This window comes from Methylobacterium sp. J-067, from assembly GCF_022829465.1.
GTDB classification, from domain to species: Bacteria; Pseudomonadota; Alphaproteobacteria; order Rhizobiales; family Beijerinckiaceae; genus Methylobacterium; species Methylobacterium litchii.
This window is the reverse complement of the sequence record NZ_JAKSXZ010000110.1, coordinates 385203-402261: the sequence shown is the minus strand read 5'-3', so window position 1 is coordinate 402261 and position 17059 is coordinate 385203. Positions and strand designations below refer to the sequence as shown.

Sequence of the window (17059 nt, the reverse complement as noted above, 5' to 3'; positions counted from 1 at the left end):
GTCGAGAGGGGAACGGAATCACCTACAAAGTGCGGCCACTAGATTGCCCAAAACCTCGGGTTTAGTTTATGCGCCCACATTATGGTGATCCGCAGCAAAAGTAACATTGGGATCTTGAAACGACCCTGTCTGTGATGACATTGCTGACGAACGAATCAAGATAACGGGGATCGACAACATGTCCGATGACGCCACGCAACCCGCAGGCGGTGATGTAATGCATCAGCTCGCGCTGTACGCGAGCGATGTCATCTCCGCGTACGTGGCGAACAACCCGCTCCCGGCCGCCGAGCTTCCGGCGCTCATCAGCAGCGTGCACGCGGCCCTCAAGCGTCTGGCCGAGACCGACATGGCGGAGAGCGGCGCGAAGGAGGCGGACAAGGCCCATCGTCCGTCCAACGCGGAGATCCGCAAGTCCATCGGCCGCGACGGTCTGGTGAGCTTCATCGACGGCAAGGTCTACAAGACCCTGAAGCGGCACCTGTCGAGCCACGGGCTGGACCCGGAGACCTATCGGGAGCGCTTCGGCCTGCCGTCCGATTATCCGATGGTGGCGCCGAGCTACGCGGCCCGCCGTTCCGCCCTCGCGAAGGAGATCGGCCTCGGTCGTCCCGGCGCGCTGGCCGCGCGGCAGGCGAATCGCGACGCCGCCTAACGAAATCCGGTCGTCGCGCAACAACGGCCGGCTTTCGTCCCTCTCGGCTGGGCAATGCCTCATATTCGGGCTGGACCACGCTGGCGTGGAACAGTACCGAATGGCCCAAACTCACCAGGGAGGTACGACATGGACGCTGTCGTCTTTGCGATGACGCGCGCGTCGGCTTCGAACGACGTGGATCTTCGGCAGAAGAAGGCTGACGCGGACGCACTTCACTCGGCGCTCCGCGCCAACCTCCGGGCCTGCGACGAGCGCACCGCGCGGTTGCGCGCCATGCTGCTGGCCGTCGGGGATGAAGCCCGCTCCTAATCCGTCAACACAGTATCCGTCAGGTCTCGGACGGCTCATCGAGATGGGCCGCCAGTGCGCGGGCGGCGGCATAGGCCAGGAGTTCCGCCCAGGCGATCATCGCCGGATCGCCCTCTTTCCGCGCGGCGTCGAGCATCGCGAGCGCCAGCCGCGCTGCGGCAATGTCGGGAGGCTCGTCGGACCTCTCATCCTGCCCCTTCTGGCTCGTCATATCGGGTCGATCATCGGCACGGCGTTGAACGTCAGGCCCTTCGCTGAACGAGGGATGCGTGGTCCCGTTCCACCCGCTGCGGCACTGCGAAACAGCCCGTCGCATTTCCATGAGGTTGCATTCGCGACGTGCAATCCTGCGGGGATCGCGCCGCGTCGGTCTTGACGCACCGTCGAGCATGATCCTTGCTCCGCCGGCTTTGACCGAGGACAAGACGAGGCCATCGTGCTGCTCACCCCCCGCGAGAAGGACAAGTTGCTGATCGCGATGGCGGCGCAGGTGGCGCGCAACCGCCTCGCCCGGGGCGTGAAGCTCAACCATCCCGAGGCGGTGGCGCTCATCACGGATTTCGTGGTCGAGGGCGCCCGCGACGGGCGCACCGTGGCGGAACTGATGGCGGCGGGCGGCACCGTGCTGACGGCCGATCAGGTCATGCAGGGCGTGCCGGAGATGATCCACGACATCCAGGTTGAGGCGACCTTCCCGGACGGCACCAAGCTCGTGACCGTGCATCACCCGATCCGCGGCGCCCCCTCGGACGTTGTGCCCGGCACGGTGACGACCTTGCCCGGCGAGATCGTCTTCAACGCCGACGCCGAGCGTACGGTGATCGAGGTCGCCAATGTGGGCGACCGGCCGATCCAGGTCGGCTCGCACTATCATTTCTTCGAGGCCAATCCCGGCCTCGTGTTCGACCGGCCGGCGTCGCGGGGCAAGCGCCTCGACATCGCGCCGGGCACGGCGGTGCGGTTCGAGCCGGGCTCGACCCGGCAGGTGGCGCTGGTGCCGCTGTCGGGCGACCGCATCGTCCACGGGTTCCGCGGCGACGTGATGGGCAAGCTGTGATGGGTGCGGGCGCACTACGGAGGCCGACGCCGTGAGCAACACCCCGAAGCCCGCGAGCCTGCCGCGCGCGGCCTATGCCGACATGTTCGGGCCGACGACCGGCGACAGGATCCGTCTGGCCGACACCTCCCTCGAAATTACGGTGGAGCGCGACTTCACCACCTACGGGGAGGAAGTGAAGTTCGGCGGCGGCAAGGTAATCCGCGACGGCATGGGCCAATCGCAGGCGCCGAATGCGGCGGGTGCGGTCGATACCGTCATCACCAATGCCGTGGTGTTGGACCATTGGGGCATCGTGAAGTGCGATGTCGGGATCGTGCGCGGCCGGATCTTCAAGCTCGGCAAGGCCGGCAACCCGGACGTGCAGCCGGGCGTCGACATCGTCGTTGGGCCGGGCACGGAGGTGATCGCGGGCGAGGGCAAGATCCTCACGGCCGGCGGTTTCGACAGCCACATCCACTTCATCTGTCCGCAGCAGATCGAGGAGGCCCTGTGCTCTGGCGTCACCACGATGCTCGGCGGCGGAACGGGGCCGGCTCACGGCACCTTCGCCACCACCTGCACCCCCGGCCCCTGGCACATCGCGCGGATGATCGAGGCGGCGGACGCCTTCCCGATGAACCTCGCCTTCGCCGGCAAGGGCAACGCCTCCCGGCCGGAGAGCCTGATCGAGATGGTGCGCGGCGGCGCCTGCGCGCTGAAGCTGCACGAGGATTGGGGCACCACCCCCGCCGCCATCGACACCTGCCTGAGCGTCGCCGACGAACACGACGTGCAGGTGATGATTCATACCGACACGCTGAACGAATCGGGCTTCGTGGAGGATACGATCGCCGCCTTCAGGGGCCGGACGATCCACGCCTTCCACACCGAGGGCGCGGGTGGCGGCCACGCGCCAGATATCATCAAGGTGGCGGGGCTGCCGAACGTCCTGCCCTCGTCCACGAACCCGACGCGGCCCTTTACCCGCAACACCATCGACGAGCATCTCGACATGCTGATGGTGTGCCACCACCTCGACCCGTCGATCCCCGAGGATCTGGCCTTCGCCGAGAGCCGGATCCGCAAGGAGACCATCGCCGCCGAGGACATCCTGCACGACATCGGCGCGCTCTCGATGATGTCGTCGGATTCGCAGGCCATGGGCCGGGTCGGCGAGGTCATCATCCGCACGTGGCAGACGGCCGACAAGATGAAGCGCCAGCGCGGCGCCCTGCCGGGGGATTCTTCCGACACGGACAACCTGCGCGCCCGGCGCTACGTGGCGAAGTACACGATCAACCCAGCCATCGCCCATGGCGTGTCCCGGCATATCGGCTCGGTGGAGCCCGGCAAGCTCGCCGATCTCGTCCTATGGACGCCGGCTTTCTTCGGCGTGAAGCCCGATCTGGTGCTGAAGGGCGGCACCATTGCTGCCGCGCCGATGGGAGACCCGAACGCTTCGATCCCGACGCCGCAGCCGGTCCATTACCGGCCGATGTTCGGCGCCTACGGCCGCGCGCCCTATTCCACCGCCCTCACCTTCGTCTCGAAGGCGGCCCTGGAGGATGGCCTGCGGGAGAAGCTCGGCGTGCAGAAGCAGATGGTGGCGGTCGAGAACGTGCGCGGCGGCATCTCCAAGAAGAGCATGATCCTCAATGATGCGACTCCGGTCATCGAGGTCGATCCCGAGATCTACGACGTCCGCGCCGATGGCGAGTTGCTGGTCTGCGAACCCGCCGAGATCCTGCCGATGGCCCAACGGTACTTCCTCTTTTGATCCGCGCCACACGCTTCCTCCGCGCCGCCACCCTCACGGGCGGCGAGATCGTCGACCGCGTCGTGCTGGACCATGGCGAGCGCCACCGCCGCCGCACCGCCATGCGGGGTGTCGGCGGCACGCGTTTCCTGCTCGATCTGGCCGACGCGACGGTGCTCGATGACGGCGATGCCCTTGTTCTCGAGAACGGGCGGCTCGTGGAGGTCGAGGCAGCGCCGGAACGCCTTCTCGAAATCCGTGCGCCGAGCGAGCACGCCCTGCGGCGGCTGATCTGGCACATCGGCAACCGTCACATCCCGGCCGAGATCGGGCCGGAGGCGGTCTGGATCGCCTACGATCACGTGCTCGCGGAGATGGTTCAAGGCCTCGGCGGCACGGCCCAGGAGGTGGAGCGCCCGTTCCGCCCCGAGGGCGGCGCCTATTCCGGCCACGGCCATTCGCATTCTCATGGCTGAGGACGCCGCCGAGGCGCTTCGGCTATTCGCGTGGCTCTCCCCCGGCTATCCGGTGGGGGCCTACGCCTATTCTCATGGGCTCGAAGCAGCGGTGGAGGCCGGCGACGTCACCGGCGAGGACAGTCTCACCGCGTGGCTCGGCGATGTCTGCGAGCGCGGGTCGCTCCGCAACGATTTGATCCTCGTGCGTCATGCCCACGCCGCCGCCCTGGCGGGGCGGACGGACGACCTCGCCGCCGTCAACGATCTGGCTTTGGCCCTCGCCCCCTCGCGAGAGTTGCACTTGGAGACCAGCCAGCAAGGCCGCAGCTTCCTCGACGCGACGCTCGGTGCATGGCCCTGTCCGGCCCTCATGGACATGGCGGCTGCCCTGGCGGGGGCGGTGGCCTATCCGGTGGCGGTCGGCGCGGCTTCCGGCGCGCATGGCATGAGGCTGTCGCCCGTTCTCGGCACCTACGCCGTCGCCTTCGTGCAAAACCTCGTCTCGGCCGCCCTTCGCTCGGCGCCCGTGGGGCAGGCAGCGGGCACGCGCGTGGTGGCCGCCCTCTCCGCCCGTCTGGTCTCGCTGGCGCAAGCCGCCGAGGGCGCAAGATTGGACGCAATCGGCTCCTCCTGCCTGCGGCTCGACCTTGGCTCGTTCCGGCATGAGACACAGTATTCCCGCATCTTCCGATCATGAGGCTTCAGCGATGAGCACATCCGCCAACGGACCCCTGCGAGTCGGCATCGGCGGCCCGGTGGGCTCCGGCAAGACGGCGCTGATGGAACAGCTCTGCAAGCGGTTCCGCGACCGCTACGAAATCTGCGCGATCACCAACGACATCTACACGAAGGAGGATGCCCGCATCCTCACCGTGGCCGGCGCCCTGCCGGAGGAGCGGATCCTCGGCGTCGAGACCGGTGGTTGCCCGCACACGGCGATCCGCGAGGACGCCTCGATCAACCTCGCCGCCGTGGCGCAGATGCGGGCGAAGTTCCCGAAGCTCGATCTGGTGCTGATCGAATCCGGCGGCGACAACCTCGCCGCGACGTTCTCGCCGGAACTCGCCGACATCACCCTCTACGTGATCGATGTGGCGGGCGGCGAGAAGATCCCGCGCAAGGGCGGGCCGGGCATCACGCGGTCGGACTTGCTGATCGTCAACAAGACCGACCTCGCGCCCCTCGTCGGGGCGGATCTCTCGGTGATGGAATCGGACACGAAAAGGATGCGCGGCGCGCGGCCCTACGTCTTCGCGTCCCTGCGGGCGGGCGACGGGGCGGATACCGTCGCCCGCTTCATCGAGCAGGCCGGCGGCCTCGGGCGCTAGCGCTCGGCGGAGGCCGATCGGGTGCGCGCAACGGGCGCCGTTCCCATCAGGGCGTCGAGGCGGTTCATCCGCGCGGAGAAACCGTCCATCGCGGCCTGCCGAGCCTTCGCCGGAGCCGCCGCTGCGACCTTGCCGTGGTGGACCGGGCGGGCTTGCGCGGCTAGCGTCGTCACCGACAGCGCGACGCCGAGTGCGAGTATGCGGAAGAGATTCGTCATGGGACGTGTCTCGAAAGTCAGAAGACCCGAGCGTAATCCCGGCTTGGCCATTCGAAGGTGCGCTTCCGCACGATCATAACGGCGGCAGTTTTGTCGGCTACGGTGAACCGTCCGGCGTCATGCACCGTTCCTCCCTCGCCCGGCCGCCCTGGCGGCTTCTGCGGAGGAGGCAGTCCATGCGGCATCTCCGGTGGCTGGCGGTTCTGCCGTTTCTCGGCATGCTGGTCGGCCCGTATTTCCTGAACCGGGTCGAGCCCTTCATCCTGGGCCTGCCGTTCCTGCTGGCGTGGCTGGTCTTCTGCGTGCTCGCCACCAGCGCGATCATGGCGCTCATCTACATCACCGATCCGCAGAACCGCACGCCGGAGGAAGGCCGTTGAGCGCCGCCCTCCTCATCGTCGCGGCGGCCTTCGCGGTCGCCCTGGGCCTCGGTCTGCGCGCCCGTGCCGGGCGGGACATGGGTCTCGAACAATGGACCGTGGGCGGGCGGGGTTTCGGCACCGCCTTCGTCTTCCTGCTGATGGCGGGCGAGATCTACACGACCTTCACCTTCCTCGGCGGCTCCGGCATCGCCTACGGCAAGGGTGCGCCCGCCTATTACATCCTCTGCTACATCACGCTCGGCTACGTGACCTCGTATTGGCTGCTGCCGCCGGTCTGGCGCTTCGCCAAGGAGCGCAGGCTGTTCACCCAACCCGATTTCTTCGCCGCGAAATACGACAGCCCCGCCCTGGGGATGCTCGTCGCCCTGGTCGGGCTCGTGGCGCTCGTTCCCTACATGGTGCTGCAGTTCAAGGGGCTCGGCATCATCGTCTCAACGGCCTCCTATGGGGCGATCTCGCCCACCGTGGCGGTCTGGATCGGCGCCGTCGCCATTACGGCCTATGTCGTGGTGTCGGGTGTGCACGGATCGGCCTGGAACGCCGTGCTCAAGGATATCAGCATCCTCTGCGTGGTGGTGTTCCTCGGCATCTACCTCCCGCTGCACTACTACGGCGGCTACGAGGCGATGTTCCAGGCGATCGAGGCGCAGAAGCCCGGCTTCCTGGCGCTGCCCGCTTTGGGGCAAAGCCCGACATGGTTCGCCTCGACCACCCTGCTGACGGCGCTCGGCGCGTTCATGTGGCCGCACACGTTCGGCTCGCTCTACACGGCGAAGGAGCCGCGCTCGTTTCGGCGCAACGCGGCGATCTTGCCGCTCTACCAGCTCATCAACCTGTTCGTGTTCGTGGTCGGCTTCGCCGCCGTGCTGCAGGTGCCGGGGCTGACGGGGCCTGATGTCGACCTCGCCCTGTTCAAGCTGTCGCTCCAGAGCTTCCCGCCGTGGTTCGTCGGCATCATCGGCGCCACGGGCGTTCTGACGGCCCTCGTGCCCGGTTCGATGATCCTGATCGCCGGGGCGACGCTTCTCGCGAACAACATCGTGCGGCCCCTGCGGCCCGGCATGGACGACGCGGCGACGGCGAGCCTGTCGAAGGCCTTCGTGCCGGTGATGGCGCTGGTCTGCGTCGGCTTCACGCTGTCGGGCGGCGATACGATCGTTCAGTTGCTGCTGATGGGCTACAACTTCGTCACGCAGCTCTTCCCGTGCTTCCTGGCGAGCCTCATGCGCCGCAACCCCCTCGACAAGCGCGCGGCGGCGGCGGGGATCGTGGCGGGCGTGGCGGTGGTCGCGGCCACCACCATCGGCGGGTTTAGCCTCGCGCGTTACCCGCAGCTGGGGCCGCTGCGCGACGTAAATATCGGCGTGCTGGCCCTGGTGCTGAACCTCGTCATCACGGCGCTGGTCGCGAAGCTCGTGCAGCCCTCCGTGCGGATCAGCCGCCTCGCTTCGCGGTGAGGATCGAGGCGGCCAGGACCGCGACGCTGACGAGGCCGACGAGCAGCGTCGAGGCCGCGTTGATCTCGGGGTTCACCCCGAGCCGCACCTGGCTGTAGAGGCGCATCGGCAGGGTGGTCGCCCCGGGGCCGGAGACGAAGCTCGCGATGACGAGATCGTCCAGCGACAGGGTGAAGGCGAGGAGCGCCCCCGCCACGATGGCCGGCGCCAGGAGCGGCAAGGTGACGGTGCCGAGCACCCGCAGCGGCCCGGCGCCGAGATCGGCCGCCGCCTCCTCCAGCGAGCGGTCGAGCCCCCGCAGCCGGGCCGAGACCACCACCGCCACGAAGCCCGTGCAGAAGGTGGCGTGGGAGATGACGATGGTCGCGACGCCCCGGTCGAGCCCGATGCCGATGAAGGTGAGGAGCAGAGAGAGGCCGATCATCACCTCCGGCATCACCATCGGCCCGTAGACGAGGCCCGTGAACAACGTGCGCCCGCGAAAGCGTCCGTGCCGCTCCATCGCGAGGGCGGCGAGCGTCCCGAGGATCGTCGCGATGAGGCTCGCGAGCACGGCCACGCGCAGGGAGACCCAGGCGGCGGCGATCAGCGGCGCATCGGAGAACAGGGCCGTGTACCAGCGGGCGGAGAACCCACCCCAGACCGTGACGAGCGCGGAGGCGTTGAAGGAATACGCGACCAGCACGAGGATCGGCGCGTAGAGGAAGCCGAGCCCGAGCCAGAGGGCGGTGCGCGTCACCCCGTTCATGCGCCCTCCCCGCCCGCCCGCAGGCTGTCGCGGAACAGCATCACCGGGCCGATGACGATGACGAGGAGCACGACCGCCACCGCCGCCGCGAGCGGCCAGTCGCGGTTCGAGAAGAACTCGCTCCACAGCACCCGGCCGAGCATCAGTGTCTCGGAGCCGCCGAGGAGGTCGGGGATCACGAACTCGCCGACCATCGGGATGAAGCACAGCCCGGCTCCGGCCGCGATGCCGGGCAGGCTGAGGGGCAGCGTCACGGTCCAGAACACCCGCGTCGGGCTCGCGCCGAGATCGGCGGCGGCCTCGCGCAGGCTCGGATCGAGGCGGTTCATCACGGCGTAGAGCGGCAGCACCATGAAGGGCAGGTAGGCGTAGACGAGGCCGATCATCACCGCAGCGTCGGTGTTCAGGATCTCCAGCGGCTGCGAGATCACCCCGAGCTTGAGCAGCGCGAGGTTCAGCAGGCCTTCCTGCTTCAGGATCGCGATCCAGGCGTAGATGCGGATCAGGAAGCTCGTCCAGAACGGCACCACCACGAGCGCCACGAGCAAGGGTTGGCAGCGTTCGGGGGCGCGGGCCAGGGCGTAGGCGATAGGCGTGCCGATGAGGGCAAGCACCAAAGTCGCCGTCCCGGCATAGGAGAGCGAGCCGATGACGGCCGCCTGATAGAGGTCGTCGCGGGCGAGCGTCAGGTAATTCGTGAAATTCAGCGCTTCGAGGAAGCTCGACCAGCCGTCGAGGCCGCCCTGCCAATCAAGGATCGGCAGGTAGGGCGGGATGGCAGTCGCCGGCTCGGACAGGCTGATCTTCAGCGTGACGAGGAACGGCAGCAGAAAGAACGCGCCGAGCCACAGGAACGGCGGAAGCCGCAGCAGGCGGGCGACGATCCTATCGGGCTTGGGAGCCGCCATCGCGCGCCTCAGGCCTGGAGGATGACGGCATCCGCAGGGGCGAAGCCGACCTGCGTCGTGGTCCCGCGCTCAGGGCTGGCGCCGGGCGGGCCGCTCGCGCGCAGGAGTGTTCCATCGGGCAGGCGCAGGACGCGGCGGATGCGGTCGCCGAGGAAGGTCTCGTCCTCGACGGTGGCGGTCAGGCTGCCTTGGCCGAGGATCAGGCTTTCCGGCCGCACCGCGACCACTACCTCCGCGCCTTCAGCGAATATGGCATCGCCAGCCTGGGCCGTCAGCGCGCCATGGGCGGTGACAATCTCGCGCGTGTCGTCCGGACCCGCCGGGCCGAGCCGGCCGGGGATAAGGTTCACATCGCCCAGAAGCCCCGCCACGTAGCGGCTCGCCGGGCGGCGGTAGAGGTCGACGGGCCTGGCGACCTGCACGAGGCGCCCGCGTTCCATCACCCCGATCCGGTCGCCCAGCATCATCGCCTCCTCGGGATCGTGCGTGACCACCACGAAGCTCGTGCCGAGCCGCCGCTGCAGGCCCCGCAACTCCCCTTGCGTCTCCTCTCGCAATCCCCGGTCCAGGGCACCCAGGGGCTCGTCCAGCAGGAGAAGCCCCGGCTCGCGGGCCAGCGCGCGGGCGAGGGCGACGCGCTGGCGCTGTCCGCCGGAAAGCGTCTCCGGCCGGCGCTCGCCGAAGCCGTCGAGGCGCACGAGGCGCAGCAAGTCCGCGACCCGGTCCTTGACGTCCGGCCGCCCCTTCAGCCCGTAGGCGATGTTCGCCGCGACGCTCATGTGGGGAAACAGGGCGTAGGACTGGAACATCATATTCACCGGCCGCCGATGGGGCGGCAGGGCGGTGATGTCGGCGCCGCCGACCTCAATGACGCCGTCGCTCGGGCTCTCGAACCCGGCGATCATCCGCAGGAGCGTGCTCTTCCCGCAGCCCGAGGGGCCGAGCAGGCAGAAGAACTCCCCCGGCGCCAAATCCAGATCGACGCCATCGACGGCGACATGCGTGCCGAACCGTTTGACGAGACCCCGGATCCTCAGGGATGGCGCCGCCAAGGGGTCAGGAATCCTCGCGCAGGGCCTCGGCGACCCGCGCCTCCAGCAGATCGGGCCGGCGCAGGACCAGCGCGCCGCGCGTCCGGTCCACGAGGCCCTCGGCCGCCATGGCGGTGAATTCCCGCGTCACCTGCTCCCGGCGGCAGCCGATGCGCGCCGCGAGGACGTGGTGATAGGGCGGCGGCGTCACCACGCGCTCGCCGCCGGCCCCGGCGCGGGGCACCGAGAGGCGCAGCAATTCGGCGTAGAGCCGGTGCCGTAGGTCGAGGAGCGCGTGCTCCATCAGGCGGGTGTTCAGTTCGCGCACGCGCTTGGCGAGCAGGCGCATCAACCGGTCGGCGATGGCCTCCGAGGCGAAGACGATCTGCCGGAACACGCTGGCGGGCACGACGCAGACTTCGCCACGCGTGAGCGCCGTCACGTTGGCCGAGCGGCCGATCCCGTCGATGGCGGCGAGTTCACCGAAGAAGGCGCCCCCGCGCATCTCGCCGAGGATGACTTCCTTGCCCGATTGGGTGCGGTTCAAAATACGCACCTCGCCCGAGGCGATGAAATAGACGTCGGTAGAGATGTCGTCGAAATCGACAAGCGTCTCGTTCTCATCGAACCGCCGCCAATGACAGCGGTTCTCGAAGGTCGCGAGCTCGATGCCCGCATCCTTGAAGAACGGAATGGTCCCCAGGCGCGCCATTACCGATGTACCTCGCCGTCCCCAGCCCCTTCGGCTTCCGGCCGGCGTCCCCGGGAAAGAAACCGCCCGATCCCTCGCGCCGCGAGATCCGCCGAGCCCTTCGGGATGGTGGCCGGGGCGTTGCGCAGGGTCAACCCACCACGACAGTGTGATTCCTCCTTTGGCGTGGATCACGGCATATGGATCCACTTGCCAATCCTTCTCTTCCTCGATGCCGAACGTCTCGAACCTCTCCGCTCCGGCGCCCTTCGCGGCCACGGGACGGCGCCAAGCAACCCTGGGCGCTGCCTTCGAGCGATCCGGACGCGGCTTGCATACCGGCCGCAGCGCGCGGGTAAGGGTGTCGCCCGCGCCCGCCGGGCATGGGATCGTGTTCCGTCGGCGGTTTCGGAACGGACGCTCCGTCGATATCCCCGCCCTTTGGCACCACCAGGAGACCGCGCCCGCCTGTACGGCGCTGCGCGCCGAAGGCGTCCTCGTGCGCACCGTCGAGCACCTGCTCGCCGCCCTCTACGCGCTGCGCATCGATAACGCGCTGATCGACACCGACGCGGAGGAGATGCCGATCTTCGACGGCAGCGCCCTCCCCTGGTGCGAGGGGATCGCGGGGGCGGCGCGCGTCGAGCAGGCCGAGCCGACGCGGGTCCTGCGCGTCCTGCGCCCGGTCAGCATCGTGGACGGGCATCGCCGGCTCTCCATCGGCCCGGGACGCGGCCTGACGGTCTGCGCGCATATCGAACTCTGCCGTTTCGGCACGTTCGATTGGCAGGGGGCGATCACACCCCAGAGCTTCCAGCGGGAGATCGCCCCCTCGCGGAGCTTCGGCCGCTTCATGCGGGCGATGGCGGGGCGGGCCTACGGCTTCCTGATGCGCAAGCCGCTGCTTCAGGGCTGCGGGCCGCGCTCGGCGGCACTCCTGTTCCGCGACCGGGTGATCGGGGGCCTGCGCATGGAGGACGAACTCGTCCGCCACCGGGTGCTCGACATCGTGGGCGACTTCGCCCTCATCGGGTATCCGGTGGAAGGGCTCGTCATCGCCTCTCACACCTGCCACGACCTCAATCACGCCCTCGTCGCCGCGCTGATGCGCGACCGGACGGCGTGGGAACTGGTCTGAGCCCTCAGGCCGAGAGCTGCACGTCCTCAAAGTCGCTGGCGAAGGCCACGGGGCCGAAGGCGCGCAACAGGTCCATATCGAGCTTGCCGGTCATGTCGAGCATGATCCCGTAGGCGGTGCGGGCACCCATCGGCGCCTTGTAGGTTCGCCGTTCTATCAGCGCCGCGAAGATATCGCAGATCGTCACCAGCCGCACGATGTCCGGGATCTCCTCTCCGCGCAGGCCGTCGGGATAGCCCGCGCCGTCCAGGGTCTCGTGGTGCGAGCGCACCACCCGCATCGCGGTGTCGCTGAAGCCCTTCCCCTCCAGCATCTCGAAGCCGATCTGCGCGTGCTGCGCCATGATCTTGCGCTCGGGCACGGTGAGGGGGCCCGGCTTGTTCAGGATCTCCAGGGGGATCCGCGCCTTGCCGATGTCGTGCAGCAGCGCGCCCTTGGTGAGGAGGTGCGCGTCGGCGGGGTTGAAATGCAGCGAGGCGGCGAAGGCCGCCGCCAGCCCCGCGACGGTGAGGCAATGCCGGTGGGTCACGTCATCGAAGGCGGCGACGAGGCTCAGCCAATTCCCGACCTTCATGTCGAGGATCGCGCGGTTGACGATCTCCGTGCCGTGATCGACCAGATCGTGCGCCGGGCCTTCTGCCGTGAAGAGCAAGGCGAACGCTTCCCGCGCCGCCTCGACATGCTCCACGGGCGTTTTCGGAGCCGCCGGAGCAGGCGTCAGCGCCTCGACGGTTTTCGCCAGCAAGGCGGCGGCGGACATGGCGGGAAGGGATTTCGAGGCGCCGAGCATCGCGGCCTGGATCTCGCCGCGCTCCTGGCTGCCATGGAACAGGTAGAGCAGCGGCGTCGCCGGCCCGCGTGCGCTGGCCAAGGCCCGCTTCAGCCGGTTGATCGAATCCGAATGCGGGAGGTGGATGTCGGCGATGATGAGCCGCGCCTCGGTGGTGGTGGGGCCATCCTCGTACAGGTCACGGACGAGCGTGGCGGCGCCGACCGCGCGGGCGAGGCGGTTTCCGCTCTCGGGATCGTCGGTGAGGATCAAGATCGGGCTCGCCACGCAAACTCTCTCTTTGTGTGATATGAAACTTTATAAAGGCCAATTCGGAAGTGCAATCAGGCTAAATGTAGCGTCGTTAGACTGTTATGCGCTTAAGATGCCAAACCGTTAAGGCGGCGGCGAAACTCGGGCCTTGCTTCGCGGGCTTCGCCCGGCCAGAACGCCGCGATGCTGCGCGTCAACGACCTGACCTACCGCATCGGCGAGCGCCTGATTCTCGACGCTGCGAGCTTCACCATCCCGGAGGGAGCCCATGTCGGGCTCGTCGGCCGCAACGGCGCCGGCAAGACGACCCTGTTCCGGGCGATCATGGGCGACCTGCCGGTGGATTCTAAGGCGGTGTCCCTGCCGAAGGGCATGCGCATCGGCGCCGTGGCGCAGGAGGCGCCAGCCGGGCCGGAAACCCTTCACGCGGTGGTGCTCGCGGCCGACACCCAGCGCGCCGCGCTGATGGCGGAGGCCGAACACGCGGACGGCTTGCGCCGGGCCGAGATCGAGACGCGGCTCGTGGATATCGGCGCCCATTCGGCCCCCGCCCGTGCGGCGGCGATCCTGCACGGCCTCGGCTTCGACGCGGCGGCGCAGGCCCGGCCATGTGCGGACTTCTCCGGCGGCTGGCGGATGCGTGTGGCCCTGGCGGCGGTGCTGTTTTCGGAGCCCGACCTGCTGCTGCTGGACGAGCCGACCAACTACCTCGACATCGAGGGCACGCTCTGGCTCTACGATTACCTCGAGCGCTACCCGCGCACGGCCATCGTCATCAGCCACGACCGCGACCTGCTCGACACATCGGTCGATCACATCCTGCATCTCGACCGGGGCAAGCTCTCGATCTACCGGGGCGGCTACACGAGCTTCGCGCGGCAACTCTCCGAGAAGCGGATGCTTCAGGCGAAGGCCAAGGCGAAGCAGGACGTGGAGCGGGCGCATCTCCAGAGCTTCATCGACCGGTTCAAGGCCAAGGCGACCAAGGCGCGGCAGGCGCAATCGCGCATGAAGCGCCTCGCCAAGATGGAGCCCATCGCCGCGCTGCTCGAAGACGACGTGCCGGTGATCCACCTGCCGAGCCCAGAGAAGCCGCTCTCGCCGCCCATCGTGGCGATGGATCGGGTGAAGGCGGGCTATGGCGAGCGCGTGGTGCTCACCGGGCTTAACCTCAGCCTCGCCCCGGACGACCGGGTGGCGCTGCTCGGCGCCAACGGCAATGGCAAGTCGACGTTCTGCAAGCTGATCGGCGGGCGCCTGCCGCCCCTGGCGGGTGAGATGAAGCGCTCGTCCAAGATGGACGTGGCCTATTTCGCCCAGCACCAGCTCGACGAGTTGCGCCCGGCCGAGAGCGCCTACGCCCATGTGCGCACCATGATGCCGGACGTGCCGGAGGCGAAGGTGCGCTCCGCGACCGCCCGCCTCGGCTTCGGGGCGTCCAAGGCGGACACGCCGGTCGAGAAGCTGTCCGGCGGCGAGAAGGCCCGCCTGCTGATGGGGCTCGCGGCCTTCCACGGGCCGCACCTGCTGATCCTCGACGAGCCGACCAACCACCTCGACATCGAGAGCCGTCAGGCCCTCGTGGAGGCGATCAACGATTACGAGGGCGCCGTGATCCTCGTGAGTCACGACCGCTTCCTCATCGAGGCCTGCGCCGACCGGTTGTGGCTCGTCACGGACGGCACGGTGAAGACCTTCGACGGCGACATGGACGATTACCGCCGCCTCGTGCTGGCGGGGCCGGAGCGTGAGGGCGAGCGCGCGGCCGACGCCGCCGGGGGGCAGAAGGCCGAGGCCCGGCGGGCGGGCGTCGAGAAGCGCGCGGCCCTGGCGCCCCTGCGCAAGCGACTCGAAGGGGTGGAGGCGCGGATGGCGAAGCTCACCGCCGCCATCCAGAAGATTGACGCCGCCCTGGAGGACGGCTCGGCCTTCCGCGAAAACGCGGCCAAGGCCGGGGAGATCGCCAAGATGCGCGCCGACGCCGCGAGTGCTCTCGCGACGGCGGAAGAGGAATGGCTCGAACTCTCCGGGGAGATTGAGGCGGCCCTGGCCTGACGGGCCGCCTCCCTCGCTCACGCGGCGCGCACGGTCCTGAGGAAGCGGGCGACTTCCTCCGTCAGGTGCTCGGACTGGCGGGACAACTCGCCCGAGGCCGCCAGCACATGCGTCGCGGCGGTACCCGTATCCTCGGAGGCGCGGGCGACGCCGACGATGTTGCTCGTCACCTCGCTCGTGCCCGACGAAGCCTGCGAGACGTTGCGGACGATCTCCTGCGTCGCCGCGCCCTGCTCCTCCACGGCAGCGGCGATGGAGGTCGCGACGGTATTGATCTCGCGGATCCGGCCGGTGATCGCGCCGATGGCGGTGATGGCCCGGTCGGTGACGCCCTGGACCTCACCGATCTGCCCGGCGATCTCCTCGGTCGCCCGGCCGGTCTGGTTGGCGAGTTCCTTCACCTCGGCCGCGACCACCGCGAAGCCGCGCCCCGCATCGCCCGCGCGGGCGGCCTCGATGGTGGCGTTGAGGGCGAGGAGGTTGGTCTGCGACGCGATGTTCGAGATCATCCCCACCATGTCGCCGATCCGCGTCGAGGTCTCGCGCAGGGCCTGCACGAGGGCGGCCGTCTGGTCGGCCTCGGTCATGGCAAGTTCGGCGAGCGCGGCCGAGCCCTGCACCTGCCGGCCGATCTACTGCACCGACGTGCCCAACTCCTCCGCCGCCGCTGCGACCGTGCTGACATTCGAGGCGGCCTCCTCGGCGGCGGCGGCGACGGTGGTCGATTGCGCGGCCGTCTCGGCGGCGGCCGAACTCATCTGCTGGGCGGTCGCCTGAAGCTCCGTCGCGGAGGACGACACCATCCCGACGATGCCCCCCACGGCGGTCTCGAACCCGTCCGCCAGTTCCACCATCGTGCGCCGGCGCTCGGTGGCGGCCGCCTCGTCGGCCAGACGCTGCATCTCGGCCTGTTCCAGGGCCTTGCGCGCGACCATCTCCTTGATGGCTTCTACCGCCTTGCCGACAGCGCCGATCTCGTCGCCGCGCTGCGCCTCGGCGATCTGCGCGTCGATGTCACCCTTCGCCACGCACTGGAGCACCGACACGAGGCTGCTCAGCGGCCGGTTGATGCCGAAGATCACAATGGTGAAGGACAGCCCGATCGCCAGGACGAACCCCACCAGGGCGGAGCCGATCAGGATGAACTCCGCGCGGCTCTCGGATTGCGCGGTCGCCTCCCGAAGCGCCTCGAACTGCTTCTTGAGGGTCGCGGTGCGGTCCTGGATCATGTCCCGAAGCTTCAGCCGGACTGCCGAGGCATCGACCAGCGCCACCTTGGTCGCGCCATCCACGTCGCCCTTCAGCCGAAGCTCGACGGCGCGGTTCAGCAGCGTCATCAACTCGGTGAGGCTCCGATTCAGGCTTTCGTTGGCGGCGCGGCGCTCGTCGGAATCGGCCAGCTTGTTCAGGCTGTCGAGGGCGGTCTTTGATGCGGCGAAGGCGGTGTCGTAGCGAACCCGGTAGCCTTCCACTTTGTCGTCGCGCTTTTCGATGAGCATGTTGCGGACGACGACCGACGCCTCGTTCGTCTCGATATTGAGCTTAAGAATGTATTCCAGACGGACAGCCTGAACTTCCGTGATGATCCGGATGTCGTCGGACAGATTGATGAGGGTGCTACGGGCATAAAGCACCAATCCGCCCGCAAGAAGGGCGAGGACGATCTGTGGAATTGCCGCCTTGACCATCAGGCGGGTGTCACGGAAAAAATTCATCGAGGCCATCCCAAGCCGAGAACCGACCGCTTCGGGCGGTGAAGCGACGTGCCCGCAGGCTCGCCTAAATCCTTCCAGAAAACCTGATCATGGCCCTCTCAGAGCAATTTATATCGAGGCATAAA

Annotated in this window: 18 protein-coding genes and 1 pseudogene; 11 read left to right on the top strand and 8 right to left on the bottom strand. The window is 68.4% G+C overall.

Annotated elements, in window-relative coordinates:
- Positions 1-217: 217 nt before the first annotated feature.
- Positions 218-655, top strand: a complete 438-nt coding sequence (locus MKK52_RS17060) for a MucR family transcriptional regulator (RefSeq protein WP_243955774.1) — start codon at positions 218-220, stop codon at positions 653-655.
- A gap of 129 nt (positions 656-784) precedes the next feature.
- Positions 785-967 carry a hypothetical protein gene (locus tag MKK52_RS17055; RefSeq protein ID WP_243955772.1) on the top strand — a complete coding sequence of 61 codons (183 nt, stop codon included), beginning with the start codon at positions 785-787 and terminating at the stop codon, positions 965-967.
- A gap of 19 nt (positions 968-986) precedes the next feature.
- Here MKK52_RS17055 and MKK52_RS17050 read toward each other — a convergent pair whose 3' ends face one another.
- A complete protein-coding gene (locus MKK52_RS17050; protein ID WP_243955770.1) occupies positions 987-1178 on the bottom strand; it encodes a hypothetical protein in 192 nt (63 codons plus the stop codon).
- 225 nt (positions 1179-1403) lie between these two features.
- Between MKK52_RS17050 and MKK52_RS17045 the strand changes: the two genes are divergently transcribed.
- From MKK52_RS17045 to ureG, 5 genes are read left to right on the top strand one after another with little or no spacing between them, the layout of a single operon-like run.
- Positions 1404-2024: an urease subunit gamma gene (locus tag MKK52_RS17045; RefSeq protein WP_243955768.1), complete on the top strand. Its 621-nt coding sequence runs from the start codon at positions 1404-1406 to the stop codon at positions 2022-2024.
- A 31-nt stretch (positions 2025-2055) separates the two neighbouring features.
- Positions 2056-3783, top strand: a complete 1728-nt coding sequence (gene ureC / locus MKK52_RS17040) for an urease subunit alpha (RefSeq protein WP_313898762.1) — start codon at positions 2056-2058, stop codon at positions 3781-3783.
- Positions 3780-4238 carry an urease accessory protein UreE gene (locus MKK52_RS17035; RefSeq protein WP_243955767.1) on the top strand — a complete coding sequence of 153 codons (459 nt, stop codon included), beginning with the start codon at positions 3780-3782 and terminating at the stop codon, positions 4236-4238. The genes ureC and MKK52_RS17035 overlap by 4 nt, the downstream gene beginning before the upstream one ends.
- A complete protein-coding gene (locus MKK52_RS17030) occupies positions 4231-4917 on the top strand; it encodes an urease accessory protein UreF (protein ID WP_243955766.1) in 687 nt (228 codons plus the stop codon). The genes MKK52_RS17035 and MKK52_RS17030 overlap by 8 nt, the downstream gene beginning before the upstream one ends.
- Positions 4918-4927: 10 nt before the next feature.
- Complete coding sequence (gene ureG / locus MKK52_RS17025; RefSeq protein ID WP_243955765.1) at positions 4928-5548, top strand: urease accessory protein UreG; 621 nt, start codon at positions 4928-4930, stop codon at positions 5546-5548.
- On the opposite strand, the gene MKK52_RS17020 is transcribed toward ureG, so the two are convergent.
- Positions 5545-5766, bottom strand: coding sequence for a hypothetical protein (locus tag MKK52_RS17020; protein WP_243955764.1), 222 nt, complete (start codon positions 5764-5766; stop codon positions 5545-5547). The two genes, ureG and MKK52_RS17020, sit on opposite strands and share 4 nt — an antisense overlap.
- Positions 5767-5942: 176 nt before the next feature.
- Between MKK52_RS17020 and MKK52_RS17015 the strand changes: the two genes are divergently transcribed.
- Together MKK52_RS17015 and MKK52_RS17010 are read left to right on the top strand one after the other, a co-directional pair.
- On the top strand, positions 5943-6146 hold the full coding sequence (locus tag MKK52_RS17015) for a DUF3311 domain-containing protein (protein ID WP_243955763.1): 204 nt from the start codon (positions 5943-5945) through the stop codon (positions 6144-6146).
- Complete coding sequence (locus MKK52_RS17010) at positions 6143-7606, top strand: sodium:solute symporter (protein WP_243955761.1); 1464 nt, start codon at positions 6143-6145, stop codon at positions 7604-7606. Before MKK52_RS17015 ends, MKK52_RS17010 begins: the two co-directional genes overlap by 4 nt.
- On the opposite strand, the gene MKK52_RS17005 is transcribed toward MKK52_RS17010, so the two are convergent.
- Genes MKK52_RS17005 through MKK52_RS16990 form a run of 4 tightly spaced genes read right to left on the bottom strand, consistent with a single transcriptional unit; the run spans position 7584 to position 11005 of the window.
- A complete protein-coding gene (locus MKK52_RS17005) occupies positions 7584-8354 on the bottom strand; it encodes an ABC transporter permease (RefSeq protein ID WP_243955759.1) in 771 nt (256 codons plus the stop codon). The genes MKK52_RS17010 and MKK52_RS17005 overlap by 23 nt on opposite strands.
- Positions 8351-9262 (bottom strand): ABC transporter permease, encoded by a 912-nt coding sequence (locus MKK52_RS17000; protein WP_243955757.1) that lies wholly within the window; start codon positions 9260-9262, stop codon positions 8351-8353. The genes MKK52_RS17005 and MKK52_RS17000 overlap by 4 nt, the downstream gene beginning before the upstream one ends.
- A gap of 8 nt (positions 9263-9270) precedes the next feature.
- Entirely contained in the window at positions 9271-10314 is a 1044-nt protein-coding gene (locus MKK52_RS16995; RefSeq protein ID WP_243955755.1) for an ABC transporter ATP-binding protein, read from the bottom strand.
- 4 nt (positions 10315-10318) lie between these two features.
- Positions 10319-11005 carry a Crp/Fnr family transcriptional regulator gene (locus MKK52_RS16990; protein WP_243955752.1) on the bottom strand — a complete coding sequence of 229 codons (687 nt, stop codon included), beginning with the start codon at positions 11003-11005 and terminating at the stop codon, positions 10319-10321.
- 211 nt (positions 11006-11216) lie between these two features.
- On the opposite strand from MKK52_RS16990, the gene MKK52_RS16985 reads away from it, so the two are divergent.
- Complete coding sequence (locus MKK52_RS16985) at positions 11217-12122, top strand: UDP-3-O-acyl-N-acetylglucosamine deacetylase (RefSeq protein ID WP_243955749.1); 906 nt, start codon at positions 11217-11219, stop codon at positions 12120-12122.
- A 4-nt stretch (positions 12123-12126) separates the two neighbouring features.
- On the opposite strand, the gene MKK52_RS16980 is transcribed toward MKK52_RS16985, so the two are convergent.
- Positions 12127-13179, bottom strand: coding sequence for an HD-GYP domain-containing protein (locus MKK52_RS16980; protein WP_243955747.1), 1053 nt, complete (start codon positions 13177-13179; stop codon positions 12127-12129).
- A 168-nt stretch (positions 13180-13347) separates the two neighbouring features.
- On the opposite strand from MKK52_RS16980, the gene MKK52_RS16975 reads away from it, so the two are divergent.
- The gene (locus MKK52_RS16975; protein ID WP_243955746.1) at positions 13348-15219 is read left to right on the top strand and encodes an ABC-F family ATP-binding cassette domain-containing protein; all 1872 of its coding nucleotides are present in this window, start codon (positions 13348-13350) and stop codon (positions 15217-15219) included.
- A 17-nt stretch (positions 15220-15236) separates the two neighbouring features.
- Here the strand turns inward: MKK52_RS16975 and MKK52_RS16970 are convergent.
- Positions 15237-16934 (bottom strand): annotated as a pseudogene (locus tag MKK52_RS16970) (methyl-accepting chemotaxis protein).
- Positions 16935-17059: the final 125 nt, after the last annotated feature.

Bases quoted from the DNA above. Each gene is read 5' to 3' on its own strand.
- MKK52_RS17060 (WP_243955774.1), top strand. From the start codon at position 218: ATGCATCAGCTCGCGCTGTACGCGAGCGATGTCATCTCCGCGTACGTG.
- MKK52_RS17055 (WP_243955772.1), top strand. From the start codon at position 785: ATGGACGCTGTCGTCTTTGCGATGACGCGCGCGTCGGCTTCGAACGAC.
- MKK52_RS17050 (WP_243955770.1), bottom strand. From the start codon at position 1,178: ATGACGAGCCAGAAGGGGCAGGATGAGAGGTCCGACGAGCCTCCCGAC.
- MKK52_RS17030 (WP_243955766.1), top strand. From the start codon at position 4,231: ATGGCTGAGGACGCCGCCGAGGCGCTTCGGCTATTCGCGTGGCTCTCC.
- ureG (WP_243955765.1), top strand. From the start codon at position 4,928: ATGAGCACATCCGCCAACGGACCCCTGCGAGTCGGCATCGGCGGCCCG.
- MKK52_RS17020 (WP_243955764.1), bottom strand. From the start codon at position 5,766: ATGACGAATCTCTTCCGCATACTCGCACTCGGCGTCGCGCTGTCGGTG.
- MKK52_RS17015 (WP_243955763.1), top strand. From the start codon at position 5,943: ATGCGGCATCTCCGGTGGCTGGCGGTTCTGCCGTTTCTCGGCATGCTG.
- MKK52_RS17005 (WP_243955759.1), bottom strand. From the start codon at position 8,354: ATGAACGGGGTGACGCGCACCGCCCTCTGGCTCGGGCTCGGCTTCCTC.
- MKK52_RS17000 (WP_243955757.1), bottom strand. From the start codon at position 9,262: ATGGCGGCTCCCAAGCCCGATAGGATCGTCGCCCGCCTGCTGCGGCTT.
- MKK52_RS16990 (WP_243955752.1), bottom strand. From the start codon at position 11,005: ATGGCGCGCCTGGGGACCATTCCGTTCTTCAAGGATGCGGGCATCGAG.
- MKK52_RS16985 (WP_243955749.1), top strand. From the start codon at position 11,217: ATGCCGAACGTCTCGAACCTCTCCGCTCCGGCGCCCTTCGCGGCCACG.
- MKK52_RS16975 (WP_243955746.1), top strand. From the start codon at position 13,348: ATGCTGCGCGTCAACGACCTGACCTACCGCATCGGCGAGCGCCTGATT.